This is a genomic window from Streptomyces sp. NPDC052101 (assembly GCF_040680235.1).
GTDB lineage: Bacteria > Actinomycetota > Actinomycetes > Streptomycetales > Streptomycetaceae > Streptomyces.
Window position 1 is genome coordinate 813321 of sequence record NZ_JBFAWH010000001.1, and the last position, 16569, is coordinate 829889.

Annotated in this window: 10 protein-coding genes; 2 read left to right on the plus strand and 8 right to left on the minus strand. The window is 70.3% G+C overall.

The window, feature by feature from the left end:
- Positions 1–35 precede the first annotated feature (35 nt).
- The 4 genes from AB0L75_RS03465 to AB0L75_RS03480 are packed head-to-tail and all read right to left on the minus strand — an operon-like array spanning position 36 to position 5446.
- On the minus strand, positions 36–3137 hold the full coding sequence (locus AB0L75_RS03465; protein ID WP_365174694.1) for an acyltransferase domain-containing protein: 3102 nt from the start codon (positions 3135–3137) through the stop codon (positions 36–38).
- Between the two features lie 52 nt (positions 3138–3189).
- Positions 3190–3927 carry an alpha/beta fold hydrolase gene (locus AB0L75_RS03470; protein WP_365174696.1) on the minus strand — a complete coding sequence of 246 codons (738 nt, stop codon included), beginning with the start codon at positions 3925–3927 and terminating at the stop codon, positions 3190–3192.
- A complete protein-coding gene (locus AB0L75_RS03475) occupies positions 3924–5174 on the minus strand; it encodes a cytochrome P450 (RefSeq protein ID WP_365174700.1) in 1251 nt (416 codons plus the stop codon). Before AB0L75_RS03475 ends, AB0L75_RS03470 begins: the two co-directional genes overlap by 4 nt.
- A complete protein-coding gene (locus AB0L75_RS03480) occupies positions 5171–5446 on the minus strand; it encodes a phosphopantetheine-binding protein (RefSeq protein ID WP_365174703.1) in 276 nt (91 codons plus the stop codon). The genes AB0L75_RS03475 and AB0L75_RS03480 overlap by 4 nt, the downstream gene beginning before the upstream one ends.
- 533 nt (positions 5447–5979) lie before the next feature.
- Here AB0L75_RS03480 and ddaH point away from each other — a divergent pair.
- Together ddaH and AB0L75_RS03490 are read left to right on the plus strand one after the other, a co-directional pair.
- The gene (gene ddaH, locus AB0L75_RS03485) at positions 5980–6822 is read left to right on the plus strand and encodes a dimethylargininase (protein ID WP_365174705.1); all 843 of its coding nucleotides are present in this window, start codon (positions 5980–5982) and stop codon (positions 6820–6822) included.
- A 169-nt stretch (positions 6823–6991) separates the two neighbouring features.
- Positions 6992–10144 carry a BTAD domain-containing putative transcriptional regulator gene (locus AB0L75_RS03490; RefSeq protein ID WP_365174707.1) on the plus strand — a complete coding sequence of 1051 codons (3153 nt, stop codon included), beginning with the start codon at positions 6992–6994 and terminating at the stop codon, positions 10142–10144.
- Here the strand turns inward: AB0L75_RS03490 and AB0L75_RS03495 are convergent.
- The 4 genes from AB0L75_RS03495 to AB0L75_RS03510 form a co-directional block, all read right to left on the minus strand.
- Entirely contained in the window at positions 10128–10892 is a 765-nt protein-coding gene (locus tag AB0L75_RS03495; RefSeq protein WP_365174709.1) for an ABC transporter permease, read from the minus strand. The genes AB0L75_RS03490 and AB0L75_RS03495 overlap by 17 nt on opposite strands.
- On the minus strand, positions 10889–11827 hold the full coding sequence (locus AB0L75_RS03500) for an ATP-binding cassette domain-containing protein (protein ID WP_365174712.1): 939 nt from the start codon (positions 11825–11827) through the stop codon (positions 10889–10891). Before AB0L75_RS03500 ends, AB0L75_RS03495 begins: the two co-directional genes overlap by 4 nt.
- Positions 11828–11956: 129 nt before the next feature.
- Positions 11957–12676: an alpha/beta fold hydrolase gene (locus AB0L75_RS03505; protein WP_365174714.1), complete on the minus strand. Its 720-nt coding sequence runs from the start codon at positions 12674–12676 to the stop codon at positions 11957–11959.
- Between the two features lie 79 nt (positions 12677–12755).
- Positions 12756–16568, minus strand: a complete 3813-nt coding sequence (locus AB0L75_RS03510) for an amino acid adenylation domain-containing protein (RefSeq protein WP_365174716.1) — start codon at positions 16566–16568, stop codon at positions 12756–12758.
- Position 16569: the final 1 nt, after the last annotated feature.

A 16569-nucleotide genomic window follows, 5' to 3' on the forward strand; every position in this document is an offset into this window, starting at 1 on the left:
CCTCCCCCAAAGGTTGCTCAGAAGAACGGGTGTGGCTACACGTATCCGCGGTCGATCAATTCGTACAGATCATCATCACTGCGACTTTCCAGGCCTGTTTCCTCCACCGTCTCCGGGGCATCGGGTGCCTCCGGCTCAAGGAGGGAGAAGAGGTGGCGACCGAGCGTGTGCGGAGTGGGGTAGGTGAACGCGACGGTGGCCGGGAGCCGTACTCCGGCCGCCGCGGTGAGCCGGTTGCGGAGGCGCACCGCCATCGAGGAGTCGAACCCCAGATCCTTGAAGGTCTCGGTCGACCGCGCGGCGAGATCGGCGCCCGTCAGCTCCGTGTCCTTCGCGCTCAGCACCGCCGCCGTCTCGGCGCACACGAGATTGCGGACCGCCAGTTCCGAACCCAGCTCCGCCGCCCTGGTGCCGGGGCCCCGTCCGCCGGCCTGCCCGGGGGAGTCCGCGTGCGTGGTGCCGGTGCCGTCGGGTGCTGTCAGCCAGTACCGCTGCCGCTGGAACGCGTAGGTCGGCAGGCCGATCCGGCGGGGCCGGTCCGTGGCGAACACCGCCGCCCAGTCCACCGGTACCCCGCGCACATGCAGCTCGGCCAGCGACGCCAGGACCTTGCCCGCGCTGCCGTCGTCCTTGTGCAGGGTGCCCACCACGACCGGCGAGGCCGTCAGCGCGTCGGCTGTCTCCGCCATCGCCACCGCGAGCACCGGATGCGGACTGACCTCCACGAACACACCACCGCGGTCACGCATCAGGTAGGCGACGACCTCGCCGAACCGCACCTTCGAGCGCAGGTTGTCGTACCAGTACGAGCTGTCGAGCCGGCGGGGGTCGAGCAGTCCCCCGGTCACCGTGGAGTGGAACTCCACCGGTGTGTCCCTCGGCGACACACCCGCGGCGGCCTCAAGTACCCGGTCACGGATGCGTTCCACCTGGTGGGAGTGGGACGCGTACTCGATTCTGACCCGGCGCACCCGGACACCGTCCTCGGCCGCCGTCGCGGCGAACTCGTCCAGTGCCTCCAGGTCCCCGGAGATCACCACGGAAGCCGGCCCGTTGACCGCGGCCACGGAGAGCCGCCCGGACCACTTCCCCAACCGCTCCTCGACCCACGCGGGGGTCGCGAACACCGCGTTCATGCCGCCCAGGGCGGCCAGTTCGGTCAGTGCCTGGCTGCGCAGGGCGACAATCCGCGCCGCGTCCTTGAGGGAGAGCGCACCCGACACACAGGCCGCGGCGATCTCTCCCTGCGAGTGCCCCACCACCGCGTCGGGGACCACTCCGAGCGACCGCCACACCCGCGCCAGGGACACCATCATCGCGAACAGCGCCGGCTGGACCACCGCGTCCCCGCGCTCCAGGGACGGCGCCGACTCCGCGCCGGTCACCAGGTCCACCAAAGACCAGTCCAGCCAGGGCGCCAGAGCCTGCGCGCACTCGTCGATCGCGCGCGCGAACACCTCCGACTCGGCGTACAACTGCCGGCCCATGCCCAGCCACTGCGAGCCCTGGCCGGGGAAGACGAAGACGACCGGGCCCGCCGACCCGCCGGCCGTCCCGCGAACCGCCCGCGCGGAATCACCGCCCGCCGCCACCAGGTCGAGACCGGCCAGCGCCTCCTCGCGGCCACCGCTCAGCACCACCGCACGGTGCTCGAACGACGACCGGGTCGACATCAGCGAGTGCCCCACGTCGGCCGCCGACAGCGACGCGTCCGCGGCCACGAGGTCCCGCAGCCGCGCCGCCTGCTCCCGCAGTGCCGGCTCGCTCCGCGCCGACAGCACCCACGGCACCACCCCGAAAGCGCCCGCAGGGTCCACGTCTTTACCTGTGGCGCGGAGTTCCGGCTGTCCGTCGGGGGCCTGCTCCAGGATCACATGCGCGTTGGTGCCGCCCAGGCCGAACGCCGACACCCCGGCCCGCCGCGGCCGGCCGGGCTCGCCCGGCCAGGGCCGCACGGCCTGCGGGACGTCGAAGTCCTGCTGGAAGTCGGGGATGCCGGGGTTCGGGGCGCGGAAGTTCAGGCTCGGCACCAGCTGGGCACGGTCCACGCACAGGGCCGCCTTCACGAAGCCGACGATTCCCGCGGCCGGCTCCAGGTGCCCGACATTCGTCTTGGCCGAGCCGATGACCAGGGGACGGCTTCGGCCGGTCTCCCGGAACACCTCGCGCAGGCCGGATATCTCAGCCGGGTCGCCGAGTCGGGTACCGGTGCCGTGGGCCTCGACGTAGTCGACGCCGTCGAACGCGACGGCCGCGCGATCGAGAGCGGACAGCACGGTTGCCGCCTGCGCACCGGGGCTGGGATCCGGCATCCGGGAGGACGCGCCACCGCTGCCGACGCTCCAGCCACGGACCACCGCGTAGATGTGATCACCGTCGGCGACGGCGAGGTCGAGCCGCTTCAGCAGGGCGAATCCCCCGCCCTCTCCCCGGACGAAACCGCTGGCGCGTTCGTCGAAGGTGAAGCAGCGGCCGTCGGGCGACAGGGCACCCAGGTTCGCCAGGCCGAGGCCCGCTTCCGGGTCGACGATCAGGTGCACGCCGCCCGCGAGCGCCATGTCGACCGCGCCGCTGCGGATCCGGTCGCACGCCAGCGCCACCGACACGAGGGAGGAGGACTGGCCCGAGTCCGCGCACAGGCTCATGCCGCGGACGTCGAACAGGTTCGAGATCCGGTTCGCGATCAGCGCGGCGCTGGAGCCGAGCGCGGCGTAGTGGTCGTCCTCGTCGCTGCCGGACTGCCTGCGCAGCAGCTCATACCCGGAGGGCGCGGCGCCGACCACGACATCGATCTCGCGGCCCGCGAGCGCTGCCGCCGGGACGCGGGCGTCCTCGACGGCCTCCCAGGCCAACTCCAGCCCCAGCCGCTGCACGGGGTCCATGGCGGCCGCCTCCGCCGCACCCATACCGAAGAACTCCGCGTCGAACCCGTCGATGGAGTCGAAGAACGACCCCGCGTTCACGGTGGCGGCGTCGGGGTGGGACGGGTGCTTCGGGTCGACGGCCCGCTGCTCGGGAAACGTTCCGACGGTCGACTTCCCGTCGAGCAGCAAGCGCCAGAAGTCGCCCAGGTTGTGCACGCCGGGAAAGCGGCACGACATCCCGATCACGGCAATATCGGTGGCTGCGCCACTCATACGAATTCCTTCCGGTTTCCTCGGCGTACGGCTCTGTCGGACTGCGCTGCTCTCACCGCCAGGAGGACAGCAGCTTCAGCAGTTCGTCCGGCGCGTTCATGAAGTCGTGGTGGCCGCCGTCGACAACCTGGATCTCGACCGAATCCGCGTACTGACGCCACTCCTCCAGCTGGTCGAGGCTGACATCGGGGTCGTCCCGCCAGTGCAGTACGACGATGGGGCAGCGCACCTTGACCGGCTCCGCGCGGCGGTACTCACGCGCGGCGGCGAGGTCGCGGAGCAGCACGACCATGCCCAGTTCGATCATGTCCGGCCGCGGCTCGATCCCCCGGCTGCGGATGACGGACTCCAGCTCGGCGCGGAGTTCGGCCTCGCTCATGGTGAGCATACGGTCGCTCGCGGCGTCGTGCGGTGCGGCCTGGCCCGACACGAAGAGGAACTCCGGCCCGGGCAGGCCCAGTTCGGCGAGCCGGACCACGGTCTCGAACGCCGGCAGCGCGCCCGCGCAGTGCCCGAAGAACGCGAACGGCCGGTCGAGCCAGGGCACCAGGGGGTCGACCAGGCCGGCGGCGAGGTTCTCGTAGGTGCCGTAGTGGGGTTCGGCCAGCCGGTTCTCGCGGCCGGGGAACTGCAGCGGGCAGACCTCGACGTCGTCGATCGCGGCCGGCCAGGCGCTGAAGGCCGAAGCCCCGGACCCGGAGTAGGGGAAGCAGAAGACCCGGGCGGCGTGGTCGGTGGACGGCGGCCGGACGAACCACGGCGACGTGGCGGTGGTGGAGCCGGATGTCATGGCGTCATTCGTTTCTTGGCGACGATGGGGAGGTGGGTCATCCCGGCGATGAAGTACGACCGCAGATGCTGCGGCTCGCCGTCGAGTTCGAGCGATTCGAACCGCTGGAGCAGTTCCTCGAAGAAGATGCGCAGGGTCATCCGGGCCAGCGGGGCCCCGATGCAGTAGTGCGCGCCGAACCCGAAGGCGACCTGTCGGTTCGCGCCGCTGCGCGTGATGTCGAAGGTGTGCGGATCGGTGAACTGGGACTCGTCCCGGTTGGCCGACCCGATCCATGCGACGGCCGCCCCGCCGGCCGGGATCGTGCCCCCGGCGATCTCGACGTCGCTCACCGCGTACCGCATGAAGTTACAGGCGGCCGAAGTCCAGCGCAGCCCTTCCTCGACCAGGTTCGGGATCAGCGACGGGTCGGCCTGCGCCTTTCGGAACTGCTCGGGCCGCTCGATGAGCGCGTGCACCGTGCCCGAGACGGTGTGCGGCGTCGTCACGTTGGCGCCCAGGAGAATGCTGTAGCCGTCGAGGGCGATCTCCTCGTCGGTCAGCGGCTCGCCTGCCGGGCGGACGCTCATGAGGTGGTGGAGCAGGCTCTCGTCCTCGTCGCCGGTGGCCCGCCGGCGCTTCACCCACTCCTTGACATAGGTGACCAGCTCATGGTGGGAGATGGCCAGGGTCGCGGCCTCGCTGCCCGTCTTGAAGTGCGGGTCCGAGGGGGCCGTCACCATCGCGGTCAGCTGGACGAGTTCTTCCCAGTCCTTCTCCGGGATGCCGAGCAGCGGGCCCGTGACCATCGCCGGGAGGAGCAGCGCCCGCTCGGCCAGGTCGAAGGTCCCACCGTCGAGCGCCGGTTCCAGGAAGCGCACGATCGTGCCGCGGATCCGGTCCTCCCAGGACTTCACCGCACGCGCGGTGAGCTTGGAGCCGAGCGGGCGGCGCACCTCGGTGTGCCGCGGCGGGTCGGTGGACGTCATCAGCACGCCGGCCGCGGGGTCGTCCACGCCGAGGTGGGTGACCACGGTGCCGCGCTCCGAGGTGAACTCCCGGTGGTCGCCGAGCACGCGGCAGACGTCGTCGTAGCGGGTGACCGACCAGAACTCGCGGCCGTCCGGCAGGACTTGGTGGTGCAGAGGCGCCTTCGCCCGCATCACGTCCCAGACCGGGTGCGGATCGCCCGACGTGTAGAGGTCCAGGTCGAACAGGTCGACGCGGTCGAGGTCGACGTCGCGCCCGTCACCCGGCGTCAACCTCACGTCCGTGCCCTCCCCTGCTCGACCAGCTCGGCGACCCGGGTCGGGGTCTGCGCCAGGTAGAAGTCGCGTACCGACAGCTGGACGCCGTAGTCCTGGGACACCCGGTCGATGATTTTGATCCCGATGAGCGAATTGCCGCCCAGCTCGAAGAAGTCGTCGTCCGCCCCGACTTCGCGACCGTCGAGATGCTCTTCCCACAGTGCCGACATCTCCTGCACGAGGGTCGTCGGCAGACTCGACGGCGCGGCCTGTCCCTCCGACATCTTTTCCATTGCCAGCCTCTCTTTCCTCCGCCGAACGGGAGTGCGCGCCTGCCCACGCCGGTGCCGGCCCCATTCCGGACCGAAACGAATGTGTCGTGATTCTTTGTCCGCTCACGCAGCGAACCGGCATGGTGACCCCACTCGCAGGCAGCATATTTGTGAGGTCTGTCAGCCGTAGGCGGGCTGCCGCTCGAAGAACGCCGCGGTGAGCGGCTGTTGAAGCATTCTCGCGACGCCACGGTAATTGGCCGGGGAAACCCAGTGCAAGGGACGGCAGTGCGGACCCCCCGCCGGGCACCGGCTGTCCCGCCGACAGGACAGGCCGGACGTCGCCGACCTGCGTCTATGGCCGTGCCGTTGCCGTGGTCCCGTACTCGTCCGGGATCTGCTCGGCGGTGTTGTCGAGCGTGGCGGGCGGCCACTGCCGCGGACACCCCTGGGCACGTTGACTCCGGTGTCGCCGCGTTATTCCATGCTCATCCTGGACCGCTCCGGAATGGATTCCGGAATTCTCGGCATTTCCTCAGCACAAGGGAGTCAAGGTGTCGCACATACAGCCGGAGACGACGGCGCAGGAACAGCGAAAGGCGTCGCCCCGACAGTACGTGATGTGCCGCCCCACATACTTCGACGTCACCTACTCGATCAATCCGTGGATGGATCCGGACAGCCCCACCTCGGCGGAGACCGGACTGGCCCAGTGGAAGGGGCTGTTCGACACCTTCGTCGAGCTGGGCCATGACATACAGCTGATCGAGCCCGTACCGGGACTTCCCGACATGGTCTTCGCCGCCAACGGCGCCCTCGTCGTGGACGGCAAGGTGCTCGTCGCGCGCTTCCGGCACGCCCAGCGCCAGGAGGAGTCCGCGGCCTATCTGGAGTGGTTCGGCCGCGGCGACTGGTCCGCGGTCCGGCAGGCGGAGTACGTCAACGAGTGCGAGGGCGACTTCGCCTGCACGGGCAAGGAGATCCTGGCCGGCACCGGATTCCGCTCCGACCCGCGGGCCCATGACGAGGTGCGCGAGTTCTTCGGCCGTCCCGTGCTCGGCCTGACCCTCGTCGATCCGCGGTTCTACCACCTCGACACGGCACTGGCGGTGCTCGGCGACGAGGAGGTCATGTACTACCCGGGGGCGTTCTCCCCGCAGAGCCGGGGCGAGCTGGCCGAGCGGTACCCGGACGCGATCCTCGCCTCGGAGGCCGATGCCACCGCGTTCGGCCTCAACGCGGTGTCGGACGGCCGCAACGTCGTCCTGCCCCGGGCGGCCACCGGCCTCGCGGCGCAGCTCCGCGAGCGCGGATACCACCCCATCGGCGCCGATCTCACCGAGCTGTTGAAGGCGGGGGGAAGCGTCAAGTGCTGCACGCTCGAACTCCGGGCATGACGCACAAACCTTTCAGCGGCGTCCAATTCGCACACTTTCCCGGACTTGTTGCTTTTCCGGCGCCGGGTTCCAGCCTTCTCCCACACCAGTTCACCATCGATATCCCGCCAATTTCCCGCGGCACCTCGGCACGTGCATGCCTGTCGAATGACCATGGCAAAATCAGCAGGTGCACATCGGGATACTGGGTCCATTCGAGGTTCGCGCGGACGACGGCGGCTTGGTCGACGTACCGGGCGCACGACTGCGCGGACTGCTGATCGCCCTCGCGCTCAGACCCGGGCACGCGGTCCCGAAGGCGTCGCTCGTCGACTGGATCTGGGGCGAGCACCCGCCCGCCGATGCGACGAACGCCCTGCAGCGCCTGGCCTCCCGGCTGCGCAAGGCACTGCCGGACGGCGTGATCGAGGGGCAGACGGACGGCTACCGCCTGGCGGTGGAGCCCGACGCCGTGGACGCCGTGCGGTTCGAACGCCTCGTCGTCGCGGGCCAGGCCCGCGCCGAGAACTCCTCCCGGCGGGCGCAGCTGCTGCGCGAGGCCCTGGAGCTGTGGCGCGGTGCGGCCATGCAGGACGTCGGCCTGGAGGACAGCGCCGCGTTCGACGCCGCGGTCGTACGGCTCGACGGACTGCGCCTGACCGCCACCGAGGAGCGGGTCGAGGCCGAGGTGGCCCTCGGGCGCGGCGCCGAGATGGTCACGGAGCTGACCGACCTGGTGGCCGCGCACCCGATGCGGGAACGGCTCGTCGCCGCGCTGATGCGCTCCCTCGCGGCGGCCGGCCGCGACAGCGAGGCGCTGCTGGTGTACGAGCGCGCGCGGGAGGCCCTGGCCGACGCGCTGGGCGTCGACCCCTCGCCGGAGCTGGCCGCGCTGCATGTCGCGCTGCTGCGGGGCGAGCTGGGGCGGCGGGAGGAGAGCCGCAGGACCAACCTGCGCGCCGAGCTGACCACCCTGGTCGGCCGGGGCGCCGATGTCGCCGCGGTCCGCGGGCTCATCGCCGAGCACCGGCTGACCACCGTGATCGGGCCGGCCGGCGCGGGGAAGTCCAGGCTGGCCACGGAGACCGCGCGCATGCTGCTCGGCGATCTGCCGGACGGGGCCTGGCTGGTGGAACTCGCCGCCATCCGCGCGAACGGCGACCTGGCCGACGTGGCGCAGTCGACGCTCGCCGGGCTCGGCCTGCGGGACGCCCTGCTCGGCGGGGCCCCGAACGCGGAGCTGACGGACCGGCTCATCGCCGCGATCCGCGAGCGGGACGCGCTGCTGATCCTGGACAACTGCGAGCACGTGATCGAGTCCGCGGCGGTGTTCGCCCACCGGGTGCTCGGGGAGTGCCGGCGGCTGCGGATCCTGGCGACGAGCCGGGAACCGCTCGGCATCACCGGGGAGGCGCTGTGGCTGGTCGAGCCGCTGAGCCTGCCGGAGGCGGACGCGAGCCCCGGCGAGATCGAGTCCTCGCCCGCCGTCCAGCTGCTGCGGGACCGGGCCGGGAAGGTGCGCCGGGATCTCGGGGTCGACGCCCACACGCTGGCGACGATGGCGCGTATCTGCCGGGCGCTGGACGGGATGCCGCTGGCGATCGAACTGGCCGCGGCCCGGTTGCGCACCATGTCCATCGAGCAGCTCGCCAACCGGCTCGACGACCGGTTCCGCCTACTGACCAGCGGCAGCCGGACCGCGCTGCCGCGGCACAAGACGCTGCGCGCGGCGGTCGACTGGAGCTGGGAGCTGCTCGCCCAGGCCGAGCGGATGGTCCTGCGCAGGCTCTCGGTGTTCTCCGGCGGGGCGAGCCTGGAGGCGGCCGAACGGGTCTGCACGGGCGACGCGGTCGAGCAGGAGCAGGTGCTCGAACTGCTCACCGCGCTGGCCGAGAAGTCGCTGCTGCTCGCCGAGGGCGACGGCGCCCCGCGCTACCGCATGATCGGCACGATCAAGGAGTACGCCCGGCACCGGCTAGCGGAAGCGGGAGAAACGGACCGGGCGCGCAACGCGCACCTGGCCTACTTCACCGAGCTGGCCGAGACCGCGGAGCCGCACCTGCGCCGCGCCGAGCAGCTGGACTGGCTGGCCACGCTCGAGGCCGAGCACGACAACATCGGCGCGGCGATGCGCGGCGCGCTGGCGGCGGGCGCGGCGCAGGGCGCGATGCGGCTCGCGGCGGGCGCCGGCTGGTACTGGTGGCTCAGCGGGCACAAGACCGAGGGCATGGAGCTGCTCACCGCGGCCACCAGAACGCCCGGCGAGGTGACCGACGAGGTCCGGGCCACGGTGTACGCCCTGGTCACGATGTTCGTGAACTCCGGCCGGGGTGACGAGCACCAGGCCGCGGAGTGGATCCACAAGGCCTACCAGTTCAGCCAGCGCAGCCGGCGCAGCCACCCTCTGCTGGGGTTCGTCGCCCCGCTGGAACGCATGCTGCAGGCGCCGGACGCGTTCCTGCCCGCGTTCGAACCGCTGCTGGACGACGAGGACCCCTGGGCGCGTGCGCTGGCCCGGCTGCACCTGGGCAAGATGCGGATCATGCTCGGCCAGGACGGGCGGGACGCGGACGCGTACCTGGAGAGAGCGCTCGCCGAATTCCGGGCTCTCGGTGAGCGGTTCGGGATCTCGTTCGCCCTGACGGAGCTGGCGGACCGGATAGCCGTGCGCGGCGAGTTCGCCGGCGCGTGCGAGCACTACGAGCAGGCGATCGCGGTCGTCACCGAGGTCGGTGCCACCGAGGACGTCATCCGGATGCGGTCGCGGCAGGCGCAGCTGTACTGGCTGCTGGGCGACGAGGACGCCAGCGCGGCCGCCATCGCCGAGGCGCAACGGTACGCGGAGCGGGTGGCCTGGCCGGATGCGCTGGCCGAGCTGGCCCTGTCGAAGGCGGAACTGGCCCGGTGGGGCGGCGATGCCGAGGAGGCGCTCAAGCAACTCGGTGTCGCGACGGCCATATTGGGCGACGAGGCGGAGCAGGCGAGCATCCGCGCGGTGACGCACGACCTGCTCGGCTATCTCGTCGACGACCTCGACGAGGCCCGGGCGTACCGCGCGGCGGCGTGCGAGGCGGCGTCCGAGGCGGGCCACGCACCGCTGATCGCGCAGGTGATCGTCGGGGTCGCGGACCTGGCGCTGCGCCGCGACGAGCACGAGCAGGCCGCGCGGCTGCTCGCGGCGAGCGCGGGCGTACGCGGGCTGCAGGACCGCTCCCATCCGGACGTGGCCCGGATCGAGCAGACCGCACGGCGCCGCCTCGGCGACGCGCGGTTCGCCGAGGCGGCTCGGGAGGGGACGCGGACCAGCTGGTCTCAGCTGGTCGAGGTCACGCTCGCTTCTTGAACGTGGAGATCGCCCACAGGTACCCGACGATCGCGAACCCGGCGCACCAGGCGAGGGCCGCGACCGTGTGCCCGGTCGACGCGTGGTGGCCCGACAGCAGCCCGCGCAGCGTCTCGATGATCGGGGTGAAGGGCTGGTACTCGGCGAACTGCCGCACGCCGGCGCCCATCGTGTCGGCGGGCACGAACGCGCTGCTCAGGAAGGGCAGCATGATCAGCGGCACGGTGGCCAGGCCCGCCGACTCCGCGGTCTTCGAGGCAAGTCCCAGGGCGACGGTGAGCCAGCTGGCCGCGACGGTGAGCAGTACGACGAGACCGAGCACGCCGAGCCAGTCGAGGGCGCTCGCGCCCGGGTCGAAGCCCATCGCGAAGGCCACCCCGATGATGGCCGCGTTGGCCAGCAGGCAGCGCACCGTGGTGACGAAGACCTGCCCGGTCAGCACGGCGCCGCGGGAGACGTCCATGGTCTTGAACCGGTTGATGATGCCCTTGCTCATGTCGTCGTTCACGGCCGTCGCCGTGGACCCCAGCCCGTAGCTGACGGCCATCACGAGCATGCCCGGCGTCGCGTAGTCGACGTAGTGTTCGCCGACGCTGAAGGCGCCACCGAACACCTTGACGAACATCACCATGATCACAATCGGGAACAGGACCGCGTTGAACAGCACGAGCGGGTTCCGGAAGGTGTGCTTCAGGTTGCGGCGCAACATGATCGCCGAGTCGGCAAACGCCGTCGAGACGCTGCTCACTGTGCGACCACCTCTGCGCTCGTACGCCCGGTCAGGGCGAGGAAGACATCGTCCAGGTCCGGCGTGTGCACGGAGAACTCCTGGGCATTGATCATGTGTTGGTCGAGCCGGTCCAGCAGGGCCCGCAACGTCCTCGACTGACCGTCGCTGGGCACCCGCAGGGTCAGCTCCTGGTCGTCCCTGGTGGCCCCGGCCAGGATCCGTGCCGCCGCGTCGAGTTCGTCGAGGTCGGAGAACCGGAGCCGGACGTGGGTACCGGGCACCTGGCGCTTGAGCTCCTCGGGAGTGCCCTGGGCGACCAGGCGGCCCTGGTCGAGCACCACGATCCGGTCGGCGAGCTGGTCGGCTTCCTCCAGGTACTGGGTGGTGAGGAAGATGGTGGTGCCGTCGGCCACCAACTCGCGGACGATCCCCCACATCGTGCGCCGGCTGCGCGGGTCCAGACCCGTCGTCGGCTCGTCCAGGAAGATGATCTGCGGGTTGCCGACCAGGGTCATCGCCAGGTCCAGCTTGCGGCGCATACCGCCGGAGTAGGCCGACGCCCTCTTGTCCGCCGACTCCGCCAGGTCGAACCGCTCCAGCAGCCGCGTGACCACCTGGTCAGCGGAGCGCACGCGCTTCAGGGCCGCCATCAGCTGCAGGTTCTCCCGGCCCGACAGCAGCTCGTCCACCGCGGCGAACTGACCGGTCACGCCGATGGCCGAGCGCACCTGCTTGGTCGCGGTCGCCACGTCGTGCCCGGCGACGTGCACCGTCCCGGCGTCGGGTTTCAGCAACGTCGCCAGGACGTTCACCGTCGTCGTCTTGCCCGCCCCGTTGGGGCCGAGCATGGAGAAAATGGTTCCCGCGGCGACTTCGAAGTCGATGCCGTCGAGCACGACCTTGTCGCCGTATGCCTTGCGCAGCCCTGAAACTGCGATTGCTGAACTTCTCATGTGTCCACCGTTCCCATCGGGCCTGTCACCCGCCTGTCACACCGCTGACACGGCCGCTGACACCGCATTCCCTTGCATCGCCCCTGGTCAGAGCGGTACGCAGAACGCGGGTGACAGCCCTCCAACGCGCTAACGACCGTCTGCGGACTGCGCCTCGATCACGTCCAGCACCTCCCGGCCGAGATCGACCAGGTACATGTGATCGCCCGGGAACTCGACGTAGCTGAATTCACTCGTGGTCGCGTCCCGCCACTGCTGCGCCTCCTCCGCGGTGACCAGGCCGTCGGAGCTGCCCCGCAGCGAGCAGATCGGCACCGACACCAGTTCGTCGGTGCTCGGGACGTAGTTCTCGTGCATCTCGCAGTCGGCCTGCAGCACGGGGAGAATCAGTTCCCGCATCTCCGGGTGGTCAAGGGCTTCGTGCCGGAATCCCGCGAACTCCTCGACCCTGGCGAGGAATTCCTCGTCCGGGAGTCCCGTCGCCCGCCTCTCGCGCTGTGTCCACGGCCCGGGCGAGCCGCTGACGACCAGCCGCTCGACGTGCACATCACGCGTGCTCAGCAGATGCGCCAGCTCGTACGCGAGCACCGCGCCCAGGCTGTGCCCGAACAGCACGGTCCGCGCCCCCGGGCCGAGGTCCGCGACGATGTCGTCGATCGAGTTCTTGGCCGCCTCGACCACGTTCCGGTACGGCGTCTCCAGGATCCGCCGTTCCCTGCCGGGCAGTTCGACCGAGGCCACCCGCCAGCGGTCGCCGGCCAGGTCCCGCCACGGGTGGAAGAACGACGGTCCTGCTCCCGCGAACGGCACGCACAGCAGCGTGGTCCGGTCCTGGTCCTTCGCGGACATGCCGGGTTCTCTCATCCCGACCAACCCCAATCATCCATTCGATGGTTCCTTGAACCGGTTCCGGGAGAGCGATGTCCGGTCATTGCGCCGCCAGCTTGCGGTTGATGACCTCCATGACTTCCGCCACGGGTGCGGGCATGTTCATGTCGTGATGCATGGCGTACACGTCATGCACCTCGATCTCGCCGAGGACGTGCGGCCGCCACAGGTGCCCGTACAACTCGTCCTTGTTGGTCGCGCTGAAGAACAGCACATCGCCGCGGTAGACCGGCGATTCGAAGTGCATGATGTGGTTCGTGTTGTTGGCCAGGACCTTCGACATCCTGTCCAGGAAGTCCTGCTGGTTGTCGGTGCCGATGTACTGGCCGAAGAACTCCTCGAGTTCCTCCCGGTAGTCCGGCAGGGTCTTGCCGGCGTGCACCTCCGTGAACCCGTGCCCGCCCGGCATGGAGTCCAGGATGGCCGCGAGGGCGACCTGGTGACCACGCCGGTCGAGGCCCTCCGCGACGGCCTGCACCAGCGTGCCGCCGTAGGACCAGCCGATGAGGTAGAAGGGCCCTTCCGGCTGGATCTTCAGCATCTCGGAAATGTAGTCGTCGACCATCTCCTCCACCGACCCCGCCAGATTGTCCGCGCCGTCGGAGCCGCGGGACTGCAGGGCGTAGGCCGGCCGGTCCTGCACATGCGTCACAAAGCTGAAGTACGCCCAGCCCAGGCCACCTCCCCCGTGGAAGAACCACAGGGGCTCCTTCCCCGTGCCGGGGTCGGTGTTCAACGGCAGCACGACCGCGAACGGGTCGGGGTTGTCCACCGGGATGCCGCCGATCAGCACCAGCGAGGCCAGCTCGGCCACCGTGGGGTACTTGATGATCGTCCTGAGCGGCATGTCGACGCCGAACTCGTTGCGGATGCGGACGCTGAGCCGGGTGGCCATGAGCGAGTGCCCGCCGAGCCCGAAGAAGTCGTCGTGGATACCGACCTCCTCCTTGCCGAGCAACTCGGCGAACAGGGCGCACAGCTTCTCTTCGTGAGCGTCGCGCGGCCCTTCGCTGACCACGGTGTCCGTGTACTCCGCGGGCAGTGCCCGCTTGTCGAGCTTCCCGTTCGGGGTCAGCGGGATCTCCGCCAGCGGAATCAGCGCGGACGGCACCATGTAGTCCGGGAGACGCCCACGCAGGTACTCGGACAGCTCGGCGAGCAGCGGGCCGGCATCAGCCGCCGCAGCGTCCGCCTCGGGCACCACGTAGCCCACGATGCGCTTGTCGTCCGGCTGGTCCTCACGCACCACGACCACGGCCTGGGTCACACCGGGGTGCCCGGCCAGCACATGCTCGATCTCGCCCAGCTCGATCCGGAAACCGCGGATCTTCACCTGGAAGTCGGAACGGGCGACGTATTCCAGCTGGCCGTTCTTGTTCCAGCGCACCAGGTCTCCGGTGCGGTACATCCGCGCGCCCGAAGGCCCGAACGGGCACGCCACGAACCGCTCCGCGGTCATGTCCGGCCGGCCCTGGTATCCGCGGGCCATCCCGTCGCCGGCGATGTACAGCTCGCCCTGCGCCCCGGGCGGAACCGGGCACAACCGCGAGTCGAGCACGTACACCTGGGTGTTCCCTAGGGGCGTTCCGATCGCGACCCCCGCTCCCGCCTTCACCGGCGCCATGGTCGACCATGTCGTCGTCTCGGTCGGGCCGTACCAGTTGCCCACCTCGGCGGCCTGGTCCGCCAGTGCCTCGGCCAGCCGCAGCGGCACGGCCTCCGCGCCGGTGATGATCCGCAGGCCCTTCGCGGCCTCCGGCTCACGCGTCAGCATCATCTGCCAGAACGCGGGCGTGGCCTGCACCACGGTGACCCCGTGGCGGCGCGTCAGCTCGACCACCGACTTCGGGTCGGTGACCGTGCCCTTCCTCGCCATCACCATGGTCGCGCCGGAAATGAACGGGAGGTACAACTCGGTGTTCGCCATGTCGAAGGACACCGTCGTGCTGAACAGCATCCGGTCCTGCGGCGTGAGCGGGAACCGCCGCTGCACCGAGGCCAGGAAGTTCGCCACCGCGCCGCGCGGGATCGCCACGCCCTTCGGGGCCCCCGTCGAACCGGACGTGTAGATCACGTACTGGGTGTTCTCCGGACGGACGACCACCTCCGGCGCCGAATCCGGATAGTCCTCGTAGTCCGCGCCGGCCAGCATGTCGGCGTCGAGCACCAGCACCGGATCCGCCTGCTGGAGGACGTAGTCGATCCGGGAACGCGGGTGGTCCGGATCGATCGGGACGTAGGCCCCGCCGGCCTTCAGCACCGCGAACAGCGCCACCAGCAGATTCACGGTCCGCGGCAGGCACACGGCCACCAGCGACTCGGCCCGCACACCGCAGTCGACCAGCCAGTGCGCCAGCCTGTTCGAGCGCGCGTCCAGCTCCTGGTAGGTGAGCGACTCCTCCACACCGATGATGGCGAGCGCGTCCGGTGTCGCCTGGACCTGCCGGCGCACGGCCTCCACCAGCCCCGGCTCCAGGGTCGGCTCGGCGGTGTCGTTCACCTCCACCAGCAGCCGCTCCCGCTCGGCCGCGGTCAGCACGTCGACATCCCCGACGCACACATCCGGATCGGCAACCAGCTGCTCCAGGACACGCTCGAACCGAGCGGCCATGGATTCGACCGTGTCCCGGTCGAACAGGTCGGTCCCGTACTGGATGTCGCCGTGCACCGTGCCCGACTCGTCCAGGCCCATGCTGAAGTAGATGTCGACCATGGTCTTCGCGGTGAGGGCCTGCTGGAACTCCACCTCGAGCCCGGGGAGCCGGAGGGTCGGCCTCTCGTAGTTCTGCCAGCCGGACATCACCTGGAACAGCGGCCGGTGCGAGAGGAAGCGGTCCGGGTTGATCGACTCGACCAGCACGTCGAACGGCAGGTCCTGGTGCTCGTAGGCCGCCAGCGCCTTGTCCCGCACCTGCGTGAGCAGGTCGGCGAACGACGGGTCACCGGAGAGGTCCACGCGCAGCACCAGGTTGTTGACGAAGCAGCCGATCAGGTCGGCCATCGCTTCGTCGGTCCGCCCGGCGATCGGGGTGGCGATCGGCACGTCCTCGCCGCTACCGAGCTTGCACAGCAGCACCGCCAGCGCGGCCTGCAGGATCATCGACATGGACGTTCCGCGCTCGGCGGACAGCTTCTCCAGCCCGGCCGCCACCTCCGGATCCACCGTGAAGCCGACCGCGTCGCCCTGGGTGTTGACGTCGTCGGTCCGCGGGCGGTCCAGCGGCAGGCTCAGCGGCTGCGGGATCCCGGCCAGCTCCCTGCGCCAGTACGCGAGCTGCGCCGAGGCGAGGCTGTCCGGATCGGCCAGGTCGCCGAGCACCTCGCGCTGCCACAGCGTGTAGTCCTTGTACTGCACGGGCAGCGGTTCCCACTCCGGCGCCCGGCCGTCCCGGCGGGCGGTGTAGGCCGTGGCCAGGTCCCGGGCCAGCGGCGCGCCCGAGCTGCCGTCCGTGGCGATGTGGTGGATGACCATGACGAGGACGTGTTCCTGGGGCGAGCAGCGCAACAGGCTCGCCCGGAAGGGGATTTCGGTCGCCAGGTCGAATCCGTGCGCGACGGCTTCGTCTACCGCGCCTGACACGTCTTCGGACGCCACCTCGACCACCGGCAGCTGTGCCTGCTCGAACGCCTCCGCCACCGGCAGGATCCGCTGATGGGGCTCACCGTCGTCATCCGCCACGTAGGTGGTGCGCAGGATCTCGTGCCGCTCGACCACGTCGCGGATCGCCGCGGCGAGGGCGTCCTGGTCCAGTGACCCGGTCAGCCGGAACGCCGCCGACATGTTCCAGGTCTCCCCGCCCTCCAGCTGGTGCAGAAACCAGTAACGGCGTTGTGAGAATGACAGCGGGATCATT

Coding starts and splice junctions, on each gene's coding strand:
- AB0L75_RS03465 (WP_365174694.1), bottom strand. CDS start 3,137: ATGAGTGGCGCAGCCACCGATATTGCCGTGATCGGGATGTCGTGCCGC.
- AB0L75_RS03470 (WP_365174696.1), bottom strand. CDS start 3,927: ATGACATCCGGCTCCACCACCGCCACGTCGCCGTGGTTCGTCCGGCCG.
- AB0L75_RS03480 (WP_365174703.1), bottom strand. CDS start 5,446: ATGGAAAAGATGTCGGAGGGACAGGCCGCGCCGTCGAGTCTGCCGACG.
- AB0L75_RS03500 (WP_365174712.1), bottom strand. CDS start 11,827: ATGAGAAGTTCAGCAATCGCAGTTTCAGGGCTGCGCAAGGCATACGGC.
- AB0L75_RS03505 (WP_365174714.1), bottom strand. CDS start 12,676: ATGTCCGCGAAGGACCAGGACCGGACCACGCTGCTGTGCGTGCCGTTC.
- AB0L75_RS03510 (WP_365174716.1), bottom strand. CDS start 16,568: ATGATCCCGCTGTCATTCTCACAACGCCGTTACTGGTTTCTGCACCAG.